The following is a 16,812-nucleotide window of genomic DNA, read 5'->3' on the forward strand; positions in this document are numbered from 1 at the left end:
CGGGCCCCGCAACGGGCCGGGACTGGGAGGGGCGGCGCGGACCGGGCGGCGCGGGCGGCTCAGACGGTGAAGGAGTCGGGGCGCGCGGCCTCCCAGTCCCGCGCCCAGCCGCCGGGCAGGCCGCCGCCCTCGAGCAGCCGCCCCGGCTCCAGCCACTCGTACAGCTCGGCGTAGGAGGAGACGGTGTGCGGGGCCGAGCGGCGGCGCAGCATGTGCGGGCGCAGCTGCTCGGGCCCGTCCGCGCCCATGGCCGCCATGATCTCCAGGGCGCTGTGCACGGCGGCCTGCTGGAACCGCTGCACGCGCGCGTACTTGTCCGCCACCACCAGCGCGCGCCCGTCGCGGGTCCTGGGTGGTGACCCCGACCGGGCAGGTGTTGGTGTGGCAGCGCTGCGCCTGGATGCACCCGACGGCGAACATCATGGCGCGCGCCGCGTTGGTGTAGTCCGCGCCCTGGATGAGCCGCTTGACGATGTCGGAACCGGTGGTGACCTTGCCGCTGGCGCCGATCCTGATCCTCTCCCGCAGCCCGGTGCCCACCAGCGCGTTGTGCACCGTGATCAGGCCCTCGGTGAGCCGGTCCCGACGTGGTCCACGAACTCCAGCGGCGCCGCCCCGGTGCCGCCCTCGGAGCCGTCCACCACGATGAAGTCCGGCGTGGTGCCCTGGGCCAGCATGGCCTTGCACAGGGCCAGGAACTGGCCGCGGCTCCCCACGCACAGCTTGAATCCCACCGGCTTGCCGCCCGCCAGCTCGCGCAGCCGCGCCAGGAAGAGCACCAGCTCGCGCGGCGTGGAGAACACACGGTGGTAGGAGGGCGAGACCACCGTACGGCCCTGGGGGACCCCGCGGGTGCGGGCGATCTCCGCGTCGACCTTGGCCGCGGGGAGCCAGCCGGGGCCGCCGACGGTGACGCGGGGCGGTTCCTTCGGGGCGGGCCGGGGTGCGATCGAGTGGACGAAGTGCTCGGCTCCCGTCGCGTAGACGGACAGCTCGGTGCCGAACGGGTCCTGGTCGGCGGTGCCCTTGGCCCGCTCGTAGACGAGTGAGCGGGTGTCCCGGTCGAAGAGCCGGCCGTCGACGTTCCGCTCGATGAAGTACTGCTGGACCTCGGGCCGTACGTACTCCAGCAGGAAGCGCAGATGCCCGATCACCGGGTAGTTCCGCAGCACCGAATGCCGACGCTGGCCCAGGTCGTACAGGCCGGTGCCGGCGGCCAGGGCGAGGGGGACGGCGGCGCACCACCACCAGCCGCTCAGCGCCACCGCGCCCGCGACTCCCGCGGCGGCTGCCAGCACCACCACGGCTACGGCCAGCCGGCGCAGCATGACGGACCCCTCTCGGCGGCGGCACCGGCTGCCGCCCGTCGTTCCACTGCAGGAGCAGAGGCGGGAACGAGCCGGAAGAGGTCCGTCACCCGAACGGCGTTTCCCGGAAGGAGGTCGGGCACCCTGGGGAACAAGCTGGACGCAGGAAGGCCGCCCACGCCGTCTGCCTGTAGCCGGTAACCGTGACCATAGCCAGGGGTGACACGATGCCGACGTTCTCCGTGGCACAGACCCTCTCGTCCGCCGTACCACAGGTGTTCGACTTCCTCGCCGACCCCCGGAACATGCCGAAGTGGAACTCCGGGGTCGCGGAGGTCGACGACCGCAGGATCGACCCCTGTGAGGGGGCGCGCTACCGGTACCGGTTCCCGGGCCGCCACCGCTTCCACCATCTGGTCTGCAGCGCCTACCGGTCGCCCTCCCTGCTCGGGTTCCGGGGGGAGCGGATGTGGACCCCGCTGGGCGCCCAGACCGTCGCCTACACCTTCCGGGTACGGTCGGCGGAGAGCGGTAGCAGACTCGAGGTGACGGTCGACGTGTCCGTGAACCTGGGCATGATGCTGCTCATCCCCGTCATCACCCTGGGGTGGCGCCGTGACCTGCCCGAGGACCTGCGGCGGCTGCGCGACACCTTGGACGCCGCGCCGCCGCCCGCCGGCGCGGGCGGGGGCTCCGGCGCGGTGGCCGAGCCGGGCCAGGACACCCGCGTCCGGATTCCGCCGGTGCCGGAGCCCGCGGCGCGGCACAGTGGAGGAGGCGGCTCCACCGAGCCGTGAACGACGCGGAGCAGGAAGGGAGCGACGGTGGACGCGCTGATCCCCCGCCCGCGCACCCGGCCCGCGCCGGGCGCCGTACACGTGCCCGGCTGGCTCACCCTCGCCGAGCAGCGCACCCTGGTCGAGTCCTGCCGCGTGTGGGCCACCGGCCCCGTCCCGCTGCGGCACACCAGGCTGCCGCGCGGCGGCGTGATGTCCGTACGGACGGTGTGCCTGGGCTGGCACTGGCAGCCCTACCGCTACACCCGCACCGCCGACGACGTGAACGGCCGCCCCGTCGCCCCGCTGCCCTCCTGGCTCGCCGACCTGGGCCGCCGCGCGCTGGCGGACGCGTACGAGGACCCGGCGGCCGGGGCCGGGTACGCCCCGGACACCGCGCTGATCAACTTCTACGACGCGCAGGCCCGGATGGGCATGCACCAGGACAAGGACGAGCGCTCCGAGGCGCCCGTCGTCTCGTTCAGCATCGGCGACAGCTGCGTCTTCCGGCTGGGCAACACCGAGAACCGGGGCCGCCCCTACACCGATGTCGAGCTGGCGTCGGGCGACCTGTTCGTCTTCGGCGGACCCTCCCGGTTCGCCTACCACGGCGTCCCGCGCGTCCGCCCCGGCACCGGCGATCCGGCCACCGGGCTGACCGGCGGCCGGCTGAACCTCACCCTGCGCGTCACGGGCCTGCCGGCGCAGTGACCCCCAGGGGGTGCCGCGGTCGACGTGGCAGGGTGCGGTGCGTTCGTCACCTCGCCGTATGACTGATCGCGCAGGCGAGCGCGGAGCAGCAGAACCGGGTTCCGTGTGCGTCAGCCGCTGGACAAGGTCCCGCCCGCCGCCGCAACAGGCAGCGTCGGACCAGGGCGCCAGGACGAGAGAGGGAGACCAGGATGAGCAATCCGATTCGGCTGTACATGTCGATGTCGCTCGACGGCCGTATCGCCGGCCCGGACGACCGGCCGGGGCAGGAGCTGGGGCGCGGCGGCGGACGGCTCTTCAACTGGCTCGACGATCGCGCATCCGACGGCCCGAGCGGCCAGATCTACCGTGAGGCGATGGCGACCGGCGCGGTGATCTCCGGCCGTCGGACCTTCGAACTCGCCGGGCGCTGGCAGGGCGACCATCACGACGGCGTTCCGATCTTCGTCCTCACCCACCGGGTGGACGACGGGGACGTGCCACCCGGCCACGCGCGTTTCGTCACCGATGTCGAGGACTGCGCCCGTCAGGCCCGTGAGGCCGCCGGGGACCGGCCGGTCATGGTCCATGGGGCGGGTGCGGCCCAGGCACTTCTGCGAGCCGGGCAGCTGGACGAGATGGAGATCCACCTCGTCCAGGTCCTTCTCGGGGACGGCCGGCGGCTGTTCGACCACCTGGGCAGTGACCACATCGAGCTGGACCTCGTCCGACGGCTTGAGGACCGAGACCTCACGCACCTGCGCTACCGGGTCCGCCGACCCGGCGAACCCGCGTGAAGACGCATCTCGCCGCCTGCCGCGTCACCGGCCGGGACCGCTCGCCACCGGTGGCCTCGCCCGAACCGGGCCACCGTCCCTTGGACGGACGCGCCGAGGTGGGCAGCCGTTTGGCCCACCCCGCCCGCGGGCCGCCGTACCAGGCGGACGAGTGGCGAAGATGAGTACGGCGACTCACGCGCGCTCAGCGCCCGCCGCCGACGATGAAGGTCACCATCGTCGAGACCGGGGGAGCGCTCATGCTCGGCCATGCCGCCCGCATTCTGGTACCTGCCGTCGGCCGCCTGTCGGTGACCACCGAAGAGGGCGCCGTCCTCGCGCCGGGCAGCATCATCGCCGCGAACCACACCTCACTCGCCGACCCCGCCATCGTGATGGCCGCACTGCACCGCCTCGGCGTCGAGGCGGTCGTCATGGCCGCCGCAGGACTGTGGCGCGTCCCGCTGCTCGGCCGCGCCCTCGCAGGCGAGGGGCACATTCCCGTCTTCCGCGGGGACCGGCGTGCCGCGGCTGCCCTGGACGCTGCCGCCGAGGCCCTCGCACGGGGGCGGCTGGTCCTCGTCTACGCCGAGGGCGGGCTGCCTCGCCGCAGGGACGCCGCGGAAGCGGCCCCCGGGATCTTCCGCAGCGGTCTGGTCCGGCTCGCCGAGCGTACCGGCGCACCCGTGGTGCCCGTGGGCCAGGCCGGTGCCCGCCGAGTCACCTCCGGCGGTGCGGTCAAGCAGTTCGCGGGTCTCGCCACGGCCCCGTTGCGCCGACCTGACCTGCACGTCCATATCGGCACACCGCTGGCACTGACCGGCGACTGCGCCCTGCGGACGGCGCGGGCCCGGACCGCGGTGACTGCCGCGTGGCGCACGGCAGCCGCCCACCTGGGCGAGCCCGCCGCCCTCGCTGCCCACTCCGCGGGCCGCCGAACACGGTGAACGGGCACGCCGGGACGCCCTGCGATCACGCCACCGGGTGGGCCTGCCACTGGGGCCTCAGCCGCCGCCGCGTTGTCGGAATCGCCCACGTACGGCCCGGTACCAGGGCGATCCTCCGCCTTGCGAGCGCACGCACCACACGCCGCACAGCCCGGCCTCCGGCCGGACACCGTCATTTCGACGACAGAGCCTAGCGCCAGGTCGCGGTGTCGGGATCGATGCCGTGAGCGCGCGCGGCGGCGTCGACGATCCGGCGGAACCACGTGGCGAGGCCGTCGCGGATGCCGTCGTAGTGGCCGGCGAAAGCCGGATCGGCCTCGTACATGCGGCCGAGGCAGACCTGCATCTGCCTGGTGAGGGGAAAGTACGAGGAGAACACCTCACGGTGCCACTCGACGAGCCGATTCGCCTCCGGGCTGCCGGGTGTGACACCGGCGTCCATCGCGTCCCCGAGGGCGCGGTCCAGATCGGCCGTGGCGTCGGCGACGGCCTGCCACTCCGCCGGACCACGGGAGGCGGAGCGTTCGGCGTACTGCCGCCATTGCGTGGTGTCTCCGTAGCGCTGGCGGGCCTGGACGGGCGAGTCCGGGTTCCACCGGGGGCCGAAGACGGCGGCCTGCTGCTCGGTGGTCAGCAGCAGGCCGTGCTCGTGGGCGTCGATCATCCGGTCCAGTCCGGTGCTGAGCTGCTGAAGGCGGTCGATCCGCTCGGCGACCTGGGTGCGCTGCGCGCGCAGCGCACCGGGCACGTCGGCGGTCGAGTCGTCCAGGACGGTCCGAATCCTCTCCAGGCTCAGGCCGAGTTCACGATAGACGACGATGCGGTTCAGGCGCTCCAGGTCCTCCGTGGTGTAGAGCCGGTACCCGGCGGCCGTGCGCAAGGACGGCCGCGCCAGTGCGATGTCGTCCCAGTGGTGCAGCGCCCGGACCGTCACACCCAGGCGTGTGGAGACCTGACCGACGGTCAGGCCGTCTCCTTCGCCGACGTCAAGCATGTCCCTCATTGTCGCCGGGGGCGCTGCCGGGAGGGAGGATACCCATGGCCTCGAGGTTCCGTGCTTCCTGGCCGGCCGGATCAAAGGGCTGGGCCGCGGTGAAGACGACCCGTGCGTTCTCGGGGGTGATCACCTCCACATCGCGGGTGTTCCAGGGGGTGTCCCGTGGACCTTCGACCGCGTCCGGGCGCAGCGCACGGCATGCCCCGGCAAGGGAGTCGACCTGGCTGAGCACGCCCGAGAAACTGAAGCCCATCGCGGGCGGCTCCTCCGGAACGCTCGCCGCCGAGACGAGGAGCACGTCCTGGAACGCCCACCGGCGCAGATGCACCATCGTGCCGGGGACGCTGAACAGTTCGAAGAACCCGAGCCCGCGAATCCAGAAGTCCGCCGACGCCGCCAGGTCGTCCGTGGGGATCGTCACGAAGGCGGGCATTCCGTAGATGCCGCGGAACGGCTCCGGCGGCACCGCGTCGGGGCCGGGGGCGGGCACGGGGCTTATCTCGAACGCGTCGTAGTAGTCGCTCATGGCCCCCACCTTCGGCCCTCACGTGGCGTGAGGGTCAAGTCGGACGAGCCGCCCCCGCCGCGACCCGCTCCGCACCGCTACGACGAGGCGACTGCGCCGTGCCAGGGCCGGTTAGGTTGGGTGCCATGAGCAACCTCGACCGCCAGGCGGTCCCCTCGCTGTGCGGCGGCCGGGGGTTCGTCGCCCCCGAGCCCGTGCACGAACTCCTCAGCCCGCGCCGCGTCCGGCTCGGCGAGTCCACCGAGGTGCGGCGGCTGCTGCCGAACCTCGGGCGGCGCATGATCGGTGCCTGGGCCTTCGTCGACCACTACGGTCCCGACGACATCGCCGACGAGCCGGGCATGCAGGTGCCGCCGCACCCGCACATCGGCCTCCAGACCGTCAGCTGGCTGCACGAGGGCGAGGTGCTGCACCGCGACTCGACCGGTAGCCTCCAGACGATCCGCCCGCGCGAGCTGGGCCTGATGACCTCGGGCCGGGCGATCTCCCACTCCGAGGAGAGCCCCGCCTCGCACGCCCGCTTCCTGCACGGAGCGCAGCTGTGGGTCGCCCTGCCCGACGCGCACCGGCACACCGACCCGAAGTTCGAGCACCACGCCGAACTGCCGAAGGTCACCGCCCCCGGCCTGGAGGCGACCGTGCTCCTCGGCACCCTGGACGGCGCCGAGTCGCCCGGCTCGGCCTACACGCCGATCGTCGGCGCCGACCTCAGCCTCGCCGCCGGTGCCGAGGCCCGGCTGCCCCTGGACCCCGATTTCGAGTACGGCGTGCTCGCCATGTCCGGCGAGGTGCGCGTGGACGACGTGCCCGTGCTGCCCGGCTCGCTGCTCTACCTCGGCTGCGGGCGGACGGAGCTGCCGCTGCGTGCCGCCTCCGACGCGGGGATCATGCTGCTGGGCGGGGAGCCGTTCGCCGAGGAGCTGATCATGTGGTGGAACTTCGTCGGCCGCACGCAGGAGGAGATCGAGCAGGCCCGCCGGGACTGGATGACCGGTGACCGGTTCGGCGCGGTGCAGGGCTACGACGGCGCTCCGCTGCCCGCCCCCACCCTGCCCGCCACCCCGCTCAAGCCCCGCGGCCGTACCCGCTGACCCAGGCCGCAGGCCGCCGGGGACGCGGCGCTTGACCCTCACGTGACGTCAGGCGGCATAGTCGGGCCCGTGGAAGATCACTGGACGGTGGGGCGCGTGGCCGAGCTGGGTGGCGTGAGCGTCCGCACACTGCATCACTACGACGACATCGGGCTCGTGCGCCCGTCGGCGCGGACCGCGGCCGGGTACCGGGCCTACTCGGCGGACGACGTGGAGCGGCTGCGGGAGGTACTGGCCTACCGGCGGCTGGGCTTCGGTCTGCGGGAGGTCGCGGAACTGGTGGGCGACTCGTCCACCGACGCAGTCGCGCACCTGCGCCGACTGCGTGGCCTGCTGCTGGAGCGGCGGGATCGCGCCGACGCCATGGTTGCGGCCATCGACAGGGAACTTGAGGCACGGGCGAGGGGACTGAAGGTGACACCTGAGGAGCAACTGGGGATGCTGGGTGCACGGTTGTACGACGCCATCGGCGGCGCTTACACGGCGACGCGGCGTACCGAGCCCCGGTTCGCCCAGCAGATCCTGGACGCGCTCGGCGACGCGCGGACGGTGCTGAATGTCGGGGCCGGCACCGGCTCCTACGAGCCGACTGATCGTGAGGTGACCGCGGTGGAGCCGTCGGAGGTCATGCGGCGTCAGCGGCCTGCCGGTTCGGCGCCGTGCGTGGCCGCCGCCGCGGAGAGCCTGCCGTTCGAGGACCACTCCTTCGATGTCGCGATGGCCGTCTCCACTGTTCACCACTGGGGAGACCCGATAGCGGGGCTGCGCGAGATGCGGCGCGTAGCCCGCCGCGTGGTGGTGCTGACGTTCGACACCGACGAGCCCGGCTGGCAGGACCGGTTCTGGCTCACCCGCGACTATCTGCCCGAGTTCGCCACCGTCCTCGCGGAATTTCCCTCACTTGCGGGGATGGCCGACGCGATCGGCGCCCGCGCTGAGCCGGTGCCCATCCCGTGGGACTGCACTGACGGCCTGTTCGAGGCGTACTGGCGCAGACCGGGGGCGTATCTGGAGGAGCACGTCCGCCGTGCGGTGTCGGTGTGGACGAGGGTCGGGCCGGAGGCCGAGCGGCGGGCGGTGCGAAGCCTCGGCAACGACCTCGAATCCGGCCGGTGGGCCGAGCGCAACCGCGACCTCGCCGGCCTCGACGAGGCAGACCTGGGCCTGCGCCTCCTCATCGCCTGACACCGCGGACACCGGCCACCGCAGCCACCGCGGCCACGGCGCTCGCGCGCTTCCGGCGGGCTCTCAGCGTCCCCTGCGGACCCGCGCTGCCTTCCGGGCCTCCGCCATCTTGCGGGCTTCGGCCGCCTTGCGGGATTCCTTGGCGGGGCGGCCCGTGGGGGTGCCCAGGCCCCGGAAGGGGGCGTTGGTGTGCTTCCCGGCCCCCTCCGGAGGGCGCTTGGCGCCGGTGATGCTGCTCAGCTTCTCCTCGCCGGACCGCACCTGTGTGACGGTCGGCCGGAGCCCGGCGTCCGCCATCAGCCGGTTCACCTCGCCCCGCTGGCCGGGGGTGACCAGGGTGACCACGCTGCCGGATGCGCCCGCCCGCGCCGTACGGCCGCCGCGGTGCAGGTAGTCCTTGGCGTCGGCCGGCGGGTCGACGTTGACCACGAGGTCGAGCTGGTCGATGTGGATGCCTCGGGCGGCGACGTTGGTGGCCACCAGCACCGTGATCTTCCCCTCCTTGAACTGGGCGAGCGTGTGGGTGCGCTGCGGCTGGGACTTCCCGCTGTGCAGGGCACCGGCCGGTACGCCGCTGCCGCGCAGGTGGCGGGTGAAGCGGTCCACGCCGAGCTTGGTGTCCAGGAACATCAGCACCCGCCCGTCCCGGGCGGCGATCTCCGTGGCGGTGGCGTACTTGTCGGCCGGATGGACGTTCAGCACGTGGTGCTCCATCGTGGCGACCGAGCCCGCCGCCCGGTCGACGGAGGCGAACACCGGCTCGTGCAGATAGCGCCGGACCAACTGGTCGACATCGCGGTCGAGGGTGGCCGAGAACAGCATCCGCTGCCCCCCGGGGCGCACCTGGTCCAGCAGCGCCGAGACGGGCTGGAGGAACCCCAGGTCGCACATCTGGTCCGCCTCGTCCAGCACCGTGATCATGACCTGGTCCAGCTGGCAGTCGCGCCGGCCGACCAGGTCGGCCAGCCGCCCCGGCGTGGCGACCACGACCTCGGCCCCCGCCCGGATCGCCTGCGCCTGCCGCCCGATCGACAGCCCGCCGACCACCGTCGCCAGGCGGAGGCCGAGAGCGTCGGCGTACGGCGCCAACGCGTCGCTCACCTGCTGCGCGAGCTCCCTGGTCGGCACCAGGACCAGCGCCAGCGGCCGCTTGGCCTCGGCGGTACGCCCCGCCGTACGGGCGAGCAGCGCGAGCCCGAAGGCGAGCGTCTTGCCCGAGCCGGTCTGCGCCCGTCCCAGCACGTCGCGGCCGGCCAGGGCGTCCGGGAGGACGGCCGCCTGGATCGGGAAGGGCTCCCGCACCAAGAGGGCGGTCATCGTCCGCACCAGCTCCGGCGGCAGGTCCAGCTCGCCGAAGGACGAGGCGGGCGGCAGGCCCGGAGCCATCTTCCCGGGCACGGAGAGTTCTCCGCGCGGTGTCGCCGTACGGCTGGTCCCGCCGGTGCCGGAGCGCCGTGAGGCTGAGGACTTCGCGTTCATGGGGCCCTTCCCTGGTCGGCGCCCGGAACGGACCGGAGCCCGTACCCCTGCTCGGTACGGGCCCAGCTGTGTCGAAGCGTGGTCCGATTTTACCAGTGCGCCCCAACCCGCACCCGGCCCGGCGCTGACGGGGCCCTCCCGGGGCCGCTCGGGGCATCCCTCGGCCCTCCGGGCCTGGGCAGGCCCCGTGCGCCGGCAGGAGGACGGGGCCGCCGGAAAAGGGTCCGAGACGAAGTGAGCAGGGGTCTCCCTTCCCCCCTGCCCGCAGGGCCGAGGCAGGCGAACGCAGTGCACCGGACTCCCCGCGGGCCTGGTGATCCGGGAGGTGCCCCCGCAAGCGTGAACGACCGCCGTCCCGCCGGCGGCTCTCCGCGCCCGCGCCGCCGGGTCCGCCACCCGGGCCCGTTCGCCGTCGTACCTCCCCGTGCCGTCCGGACCGGTGGGGGCCTCCGGACACGGCCCCCGCCGGTGACGTGCCGGGCGGGAAGCCGGTCAGGCCCGGAGGACCAGTTGCAGCTCCGCCAGCGCGTCCGCGGCACCGGCGAGCGGGCCCGACGAACGGCTCTTGGCCAGCGCGCGGTTCAGGTGCCGCCGGGCGGCCTCGCCGTCGCCGCGCAGACGTGCGGCGTGCCCCAGACCGATCTCGGCGCGGAACTCGCCGCGGCTGTACGCCCGTTCGGCCGAGAGGGAGAGCGCGCGCCCGTACAGTTCCGTCGCCCGGCTGGTGTGGCCGCCGGCCAGGGCGGTCCGGCCGAGCCACGTCAGCGTCTCGACGACCTCGGTCCACAGCCCGAGTTCCTCGGCCACCAGGAGGCCCTCCCGGTGCAGCCGTTCGGCCCGTGCGTGGTCGCCCTCGCGTTCGGTGGCGAGCGCCAGTGCCCGGGTGGCGCGGAGCTGCCCCCAGCGGTCCCCGAGCTCGTGGAACAGCGCGGCGCCCAGTTCCGCGTGGGGCTCGGCCTGGTCCGGGGCGTGGCCGGCCAGCTCGACCAGGGCTGCGGCCTCGCCCCAGCGGTCCCGGGCGGTGCGCGCACCGGTCAGGCTCGCCTCCACCAGCTGCCGCCCCACGCGGTGGTGGCCGCAGCCGGTCAGCCCGGTGCCGACGAACCACTGCAACCGGGCGCGCAGCGCCGGGTCCTCGAGGCCGGCCGTCGGGTCCGTACCGGCCGGGACGGACGGGGCGTCGGCCGGTGAGGTGCGCAGTTCCATTCCGGCCAGCCAGACCCGCGCCGTCAGGCGCGCGGCCGGAGCGGTCCCACCGGCGGCGGTGTCACCAGCGGCGGTCAGCGCCGCCCGGAGCGACCGACGGGCCTCGGTGAGCCGCCCGCGCAGGAACCAGTACCACGTCAGCGCGTTCACCAACCGCAGCGCGTGTCCGGCGTCGCTCTCGCCGACGGCGAGGTCGAGGGCTCGGCGCAGGTTGACCGACTCCGCGTCCAGGCGCTCCAGGCAGTGGCGCTGATACGGGCCGCGCAGCCGCGCGTCGTGCCGTTCGGCCAGCTCGGTGTGCCACCGCACGAACCTCGCGCGGACGGCGGCCGTCTCCTCCGCCTCCGCGAGCCGTTCGGCGCAGTAGGCGCCGACCGATTCGAGCAGCCGGAACCGGCCCGCCTCACGGACCACCAGCGAACGGTCCACCAGCCGGGACAGCAGGTCGGGCACCCGCGCGGCGGGCAGGTCGCCGTCGGCGCACACGGCCTCGGCCGAGGGCAGGGTGGCGCCGTCGGCGTGCACGGCCAGCCGCCGCAGTACGGTCTGCTCCTGCGGGGTCAGCAGCTGCCAGCTCCAGTCGAGCATGTCCCGCAGCGTCTGCTGCCGGGCGGGCAGCCCGCGCGCCCGGACTCCGGGCGCGGGGAGCCGGCCGTCCAGGCCGGCGGCCAGCTCGGCCGGGCTGAGCGTTCGCAGCCGGGGGGCCACGAGTTCCAGCGCGAGCGGAATGCCGTCCAGCCGACGGCAGATCGCGGAGACGGCCGCCGCGTTGTCCGCGGTCAGGGCGAAGCCGGGCACCGCTGCCGCCGCCCGCTCCACGAACAGCTCGACGGCGCTGGACCGGGCGACCGCTCCCGGGTCGGCGTGCTGCGGCAGCGCCAGCGGAGGCACCGGACGCACCACCTCGCCGGGGATGCCCAGGGCTTCCTGGCTGGTGACCAGCAGGTGTCCGCCGGGCACCGCCGACAGCAGGGCTTCGGCGAGTGCGGCGACCGGCTCGATCAGATGCTCGCAGTTGTCCAGCAGGATCAGCAGGCGCTTCTCGGCCACCGCCTGGCACAGCCAGCCCACCAGGTCTTCCAGGTTCGGTTCCGAGGCTGCTGTGTCGCACAGTCCCAGCGTGGTGATGACCCGTTCGGCGATGTCGTCCGTGCCCGAGGCGGCGCCCAGACCCGCCAGTTCGACCCACCACACGCCGTCAGGGAAGCGGCCGGCCAGCTCACGCGCCGCGGCTGTCGCCAGCCGTGTCTTCCCGACCCCGCCGAGGCCGGTGAGGGTGACCAGCCGGGTGCCCGCGTCCGCACCCAGCGAGGCGCGTACCTGGTCCACCGCCGTCCGCCGGCCGATCAGCGCGGTCAGCGGCGCGGGCAGGTTGGTACGGCACGAGAGCGACTCGACGGTCGGCGGTGCCAGTTGCGGCTCCTGGCGCAGGATCGCCTCGTGCAGCGTGGTGACCTCCGGTCCGGGCGCGACCCCCAGCTCCTCGTCCAGCTGGCGCCGCAGCTCCTGGAAGCTCTGCAAGGCGTTGACCTGCCGCCCGGCCCGGTACAGCGCGCGCATGTGGGCCATGCGCAGCCGTTCGCGCAGCGGGTGCCGCGCCACCAGTTCGCCCAGCTCCGCGGCGAGTGCCGTGTGCTCGCCCAGCGTCAGCCGCGCTTCGGCCTGGTCCTCGAGGACGGTCAGGCGCAGCGCCTCCAGCCGGGCGATCTCGCCGCGGGCGAACAGGTACTCGGCGACGTCGGCGTAGGGCGTGCCCCGCCACAGCGCGAGCGCGTCGGCGAAGAGTTCTCCCCTGGCCGCCGGTGTCTCGTGGGCGCGGGCGCGTGCGGCCAGCTCCTGGAACCGCAGCGCGTCGAGCGCGTCGTCCGCCAGGACCAGCCGGTAGCCCGCGGGCTCGCGGACCACCTGGTCCCGGCCCAGCACGCGGCGCAGCTGGGAGATCTTGGTCTGGAGGGCGTTGACCGGCCCTCCCGGCGGGCTGCCCGCCCACAGGTCCTCGATGAGGCGGTCCGCGGGGACCGGCCCGCCCCCGTGGATCAGCAGGTCCGCCAGCAGGGCGCGCACTTTCGCCTCGGGGACTCGAACAGACTGCCCCTCGGCGTTCCAGACGGTCAGCGGGCCGAGTACCCCGTAGCGCATGGTCACAGTGTAGGGCTGGTGACCATCAGGAAATCGTGCGCGCCGGTCGGCACAGTGCCTTCGCACCGTTCCGGAACCGAAACGCACAGGAGTGTCATGAGCGCTACGACCGTACGCAGGGCAGGCCCGCGGGAGTGGGGAGGGCTGGCCGTCCTCTCGCTGCCCACCGTACTGCTGGGCCTCGACGTCACCGTGCTGTACCTCGCCCTGCCCTCGCTGGCGGCGGACCTGCGCCCGAGCGGCACCGAAACGCTGTGGATCATGGACGCGTACGGCTTCCTGATCGCCGGCTTCCTGATCACCATGGGCACGCTGGGTGACCGGATCGGCCGCCGGAAGCTGCTGATGATCGGCGGCGCCGCCTTCGGCGCCGTCTCGGTGCTGGCCGCCTGCTCCGACAGCACCGAACTGCTCATCGCCGCACGCGCGGGGCTGGGGATCGCCGGTGCCACCCTGATGCCGTCCACGCTGGCCCTGATCAGCAACATGTTCGCCGACCCGCGCCAGCGCTCGGTGGCGATCGGCGTCTGGGCGACGAGCTTCGCGCTCGGCATGGCGCTGGGGCCGGTGGTCGGTGGCGCGCTGCTGGCCCACTTCTGGTGGGGTTCGGCGTTCCTGCCGGCGGTCCCGGTCGCGATCATCCTGCTGGTGGCCGCACCGCTGCTGATCCCCGAGTACCGCGCGCCGCGCAGCGGCCGGTTCGACTGGCCCAGCGTCGCGCTGTCGCTGCTCGCGATCCTGCCGGTGATCTACGCGGTGAAGCGGGTCACCAAGGACGGCCTCGCGGCCCCCGTGCTCGTCGCGGCGGTTGTCGGCCTGGTGGCCGCGGTGCTGTTCGTCCGGCGCCAGGGCAGCCTGGAGAGCCCGCTGCTGGACATGCGGCTGTTCACCGACCGCACGTTCAGCGCCGCGCTGAGCGTCCTGCTGGTCGGGCTGGTCGGCGTCGGCGGCGCGATGCTGCTGATCACGCAGCAGCTCCAGCTCGTGGAGGGACTGCCTCCGGTCGAGGCGGGCATGTGGATGGGGCCGCCCGCGCTGCTGATGTTCGTGGCCGCGATCGGGTCGCCGCTGGTCGCGCGCCGCGTGCCGCCGGGGATCGTGGTGGCCGTCACGCTGGCGCTGTCCACGCTCGGGTATGTGCTTTTGACCCAGGTGGACGCCAGGGGCGGCGTCGCCCTGATGGTGATCGGCTTCGGGCTGGTCTACCTCGGCCTGGGGGCGATCGCGGCCCTGGGTACGGACCTGGTGGTCGGCGCCGCGCCGCCGGAGAAGGCCGGTTCGGCCTCGGCGATGTCGGAGACCGTGCAGGAACTGGGCCTCGCCCTGGGCGTGGCGATCCTCGGCAGCCTGGCCACCGTCGTCTACCGCGGCCATGTCGACGAGTTCCCCGCCGGCACGCCGTCCGAGGTGGCCGAAGCGGCGGGCGACAGCCTCGCCGGCGCGTCCTCGCTGGCGGACCGGCTCCCCGCCGGCTGGCTCGACCAGGCCAGGGAGGCCGCCACCTCCGGGCTGAACGTCGCGATGCTGGCCGCCGCGGTCAGCACCCTGGTGCTCTCGTTCCTCTCCGCCGTCTTCCTGCGGCACATCGGCGTCATCGAGGGCGGCGAGGAGGGCGGCGAGCCGGCGGCCGAGGAGGCCGTACCGGGAGAACCCGCCAGATCGGAACTCTGAACGCGGCGGATTCCCCCGGCCCCGGGCCTGCGCCCGGGGCCGCCGGGCGGCCGTCGGCCGATAGGGTCCCGGTGTGGAGATTCCCCGCCTGCTCGACGGCCGGCTGAAGTTCCGGCACCTGGTTCTGGTCGACGCCCTCTCCCGGCAGGGGAGCGTCGTGGGCGCCGCCGCGGAGCTGCATGTGACGCAGCCCGCGGCGACCCGGAGCCTGCACGAGCTGGAGGACATCCTCGGGGTGCAGCTCTACGAGCGGGGGCCCCGCGGGGTGACCGCCACCGTCTTCGGCGCGGCGTTCACCCAGCACGCGCGGGCGGTGCTCGCGCAGCTGACGCAGGCCGGGCGCCATGTGGTGGAGCTGGCCGCCGCCGACCGGGGGACCGTCATCGTCGGCACGCACCTGGCCGGTTCGAACGTGCTCCTGCCCCGTGCCATCGCCGGGATCAAGCAGGAGCGCCCGTACCTGACGGTGGTCGTGCGCGAGGCGTCGCCCGAGGCACTGCTGCTGGAACTGGAGGCGGGCCGCATCGACTTCGTCGTCGGACGGCTGACGGGCCCCTCGGCGGAGGGGATGGTGCGGCACAAGCTGTACGACGAGTCGGTCGCGCTGGTCGTACGGGCCGGGCACGCCCTTGCCGGGCGGCCCGCGGTCGAACTGGCGGAACTGGTCGACTACCCGTGGATTCTCCCGGGCGCGGAGACGGCGCTGCGCCGGGAGGTCGAGGAGTTCTTCACCCGGCACGGCTTCGCGCTGCCGCTGAACCGGGTGGAGACCACCTCGTTCCTGACCGTCCGTCAGCTGCTGCTGGAGACGGACGTGGTCGCGGTGCTGCCCAGCCTGATCATCCGGGACGACACCCGGATAACGCGGCTGCCGGTCGGGCTGGACCCGATCGGGCACAGCGTCGGGCTGACCTTGTCGGCCGCCCGTACGCTGAGCCCGTCCGCCGAGGTGCTCATCCGCAGCCTGGAGGAGACCGCCGCCGGGATGGCACGCCCCGAGGCGCCCTGAGCGGGCCGGCTACCGGGGGCGGTCCGCGGCCAGGCCGAGGTACCGCTCGGCGTTGCCGTGCGAGATCAGGTCCCGGACCGCGTCGTCGAGGAAGACGCTCTTGCGGACGACCTCGCCCACCGGCCGCTCGCCCAGCGGGTACGGGTAGTCGCTGCCGACCATCACCCGCTCCGGGCCCACCGTCTCGACCAGCAGCCGCAGCGCGCGCTCGTCGAAGACGACCGAGTCGACGTAGAAGCGGTCCAGGTAGTGGGAGGGCGGGAACTGCGAGGTGCCGATGACGTCGTTGCGCCCGTGCCAGGCGTTCTCCATCCGGCCCAGCCAGAAGGCGAAGGAACCGCCGCCGTGTGCGAAGCAGATCTTGAGGCGGTCGTCGATGCGGTCGAAGACCCCGCCCAGGATCAGCGCGAGGATCGACAGGTGCGTCTCGGCGGGCATCGCGGTCAGCCACTGCGCCATCCAGCGGTCCATCCGGGGAGAGCTGGCCATGTCCCAGGGGTGCACGAACACCGGTACGTCCAGCGAGGCGCAGTGCTGGAGGAAGGTGACGACGCCCTCGCTGTCGAGATCGAGGTCACCGACGTGGTTGCCGATCTCCACGCCCCGGTGCCCGTTGGCGATGCTGCGCTCCAGCTCGCGGCAGGCGGCATCCGGGTCCTGCAACGGCACCTGGCAGAAGGGGAGGAGCCGCTCGGGCGCGGGGGCGGTGATCTCCAGGGCCAGGTCGTTGAAGATGCGGGCGATCTTCGCGGCCTCCGGGCCGCTGCGGCCGTAGGTGAAGAAGGCCGGTGTCGGGGAGACCACCTGGGTCCCGATGCCGTCGGCGTCCATGTCGCGCAGCCGGATCTCCGCGTCCCAGCAGTCTGCCTGGACGCGGCGGAACTCCCTGGTCCCCATCATGATCATGGCGTCGGCCTCGGAGTCCACCCGCAGCCACGGTGCTTCCGGACCGGCCTCGGCCGACAGGTCCGGCCAGCCGCGGGGCACGTAGTGGGTGTGGATGTCGATCATTC

The 16,812-nt window shown here is 73.6% G+C and carries 13 protein-coding genes and 1 pseudogene; 8 read left to right on the forward strand and 6 right to left on the reverse strand.

All coding sequences use genetic code 11. The annotated features are described in order from the left end of the window. Positions 1-59: 59 nt before the first annotated feature. Positions 60-1,328 (reverse strand): annotated as a pseudogene (locus H299_RS32090) (glutamate synthase-related protein). A 182-nt stretch (positions 1,329-1,510) separates the two neighbouring features. On the opposite strand from H299_RS32090, the gene H299_RS0104260 reads away from it, so the two are divergent. From H299_RS0104260 to H299_RS0104275, 4 genes are all read left to right on the forward strand, one after another. Beyond that, positions 1,511-2,104 (forward strand): SRPBCC family protein, encoded by a 594-nt coding sequence (locus H299_RS0104260; RefSeq protein ID WP_158692264.1) that lies wholly within the window; start codon positions 1,511-1,513, stop codon positions 2,102-2,104. A 27-nt stretch (positions 2,105-2,131) separates the two neighbouring features. Beyond that, complete coding sequence (locus H299_RS0104265; protein ID WP_027747402.1) at positions 2,132-2,794, forward strand: alpha-ketoglutarate-dependent dioxygenase AlkB; 663 nt, start codon at positions 2,132-2,134, stop codon at positions 2,792-2,794. 191 nt (positions 2,795-2,985) lie between these two features. Further along, positions 2,986-3,570 (forward strand): dihydrofolate reductase family protein, encoded by a 585-nt coding sequence (locus tag H299_RS0104270; protein WP_027747403.1) that lies wholly within the window; start codon positions 2,986-2,988, stop codon positions 3,568-3,570. Between the two features lie 203 nt (positions 3,571-3,773). Next, a complete protein-coding gene (locus H299_RS0104275) occupies positions 3,774-4,496 on the forward strand; it encodes a lysophospholipid acyltransferase family protein (RefSeq protein ID WP_486587143.1) in 723 nt (240 codons plus the stop codon). A 190-nt stretch (positions 4,497-4,686) separates the two neighbouring features. Here H299_RS0104275 and H299_RS0104280 read toward each other — a convergent pair whose 3' ends face one another. Together H299_RS0104280 and H299_RS0104285 are read right to left on the reverse strand one after the other, a co-directional pair. Next, a complete protein-coding gene (locus tag H299_RS0104280; RefSeq protein WP_027747405.1) occupies positions 4,687-5,490 on the reverse strand; it encodes a MerR family transcriptional regulator in 804 nt (267 codons plus the stop codon). Beyond that, positions 5,483-6,019, reverse strand: a complete 537-nt coding sequence (locus H299_RS0104285; RefSeq protein WP_027747406.1) for a VOC family protein — start codon at positions 6,017-6,019, stop codon at positions 5,483-5,485. Before H299_RS0104285 ends, H299_RS0104280 begins: the two co-directional genes overlap by 8 nt. Positions 6,020-6,144: 125 nt before the next feature. On the opposite strand from H299_RS0104285, the gene H299_RS0104290 reads away from it, so the two are divergent. Together H299_RS0104290 and H299_RS0104295 are read left to right on the forward strand one after the other, a co-directional pair. Next, positions 6,145-7,110, forward strand: coding sequence for a pirin family protein (locus tag H299_RS0104290; RefSeq protein WP_027747407.1), 966 nt, complete (start codon positions 6,145-6,147; stop codon positions 7,108-7,110). An 87-nt stretch (positions 7,111-7,197) separates the two neighbouring features. Next, the gene (locus H299_RS0104295) at positions 7,198-8,295 is read left to right on the forward strand and encodes a MerR family transcriptional regulator (protein WP_027747408.1); all 1,098 of its coding nucleotides are present in this window, start codon (positions 7,198-7,200) and stop codon (positions 8,293-8,295) included. A gap of 63 nt (positions 8,296-8,358) precedes the next feature. On the opposite strand, the gene H299_RS0104300 is transcribed toward H299_RS0104295, so the two are convergent. Continuing rightward, positions 8,359-9,774, reverse strand: a complete 1,416-nt coding sequence (locus H299_RS0104300; protein ID WP_027747409.1) for a DEAD/DEAH box helicase — start codon at positions 9,772-9,774, stop codon at positions 8,359-8,361. 492 nt (positions 9,775-10,266) lie between these two features. Then, entirely contained in the window at positions 10,267-13,119 is a 2,853-nt protein-coding gene (locus H299_RS32095) for a BTAD domain-containing putative transcriptional regulator (protein ID WP_037757697.1), read from the reverse strand. Positions 13,120-13,215: 96 nt separating this feature from the next. Here H299_RS32095 and H299_RS32100 point away from each other — a divergent pair, with 96 nt between their 5' ends. Both H299_RS32100 and H299_RS0104315 read left to right on the forward strand, forming a co-directional pair. Beyond that, complete coding sequence (locus H299_RS32100; RefSeq protein ID WP_037757700.1) at positions 13,216-14,790, forward strand: MFS transporter; 1,575 nt, start codon at positions 13,216-13,218, stop codon at positions 14,788-14,790. Positions 14,791-14,863: 73 nt separating this feature from the next. Further along, complete coding sequence (locus tag H299_RS0104315) at positions 14,864-15,799, forward strand: LysR substrate-binding domain-containing protein (protein ID WP_027747410.1); 936 nt, start codon at positions 14,864-14,866, stop codon at positions 15,797-15,799. Positions 15,800-15,808: 9 nt separating this feature from the next. On the opposite strand, the gene H299_RS0104320 is transcribed toward H299_RS0104315, so the two are convergent. Beyond that, positions 15,809-16,810, reverse strand: coding sequence for an amidohydrolase family protein (locus tag H299_RS0104320; RefSeq protein WP_027747411.1), 1,002 nt, complete (start codon positions 16,808-16,810; stop codon positions 15,809-15,811). Between the last annotated feature and the right edge of the window lie 2 nt (positions 16,811-16,812).

This window comes from Streptomyces sp. CNH287 (genome assembly GCF_000424825.1).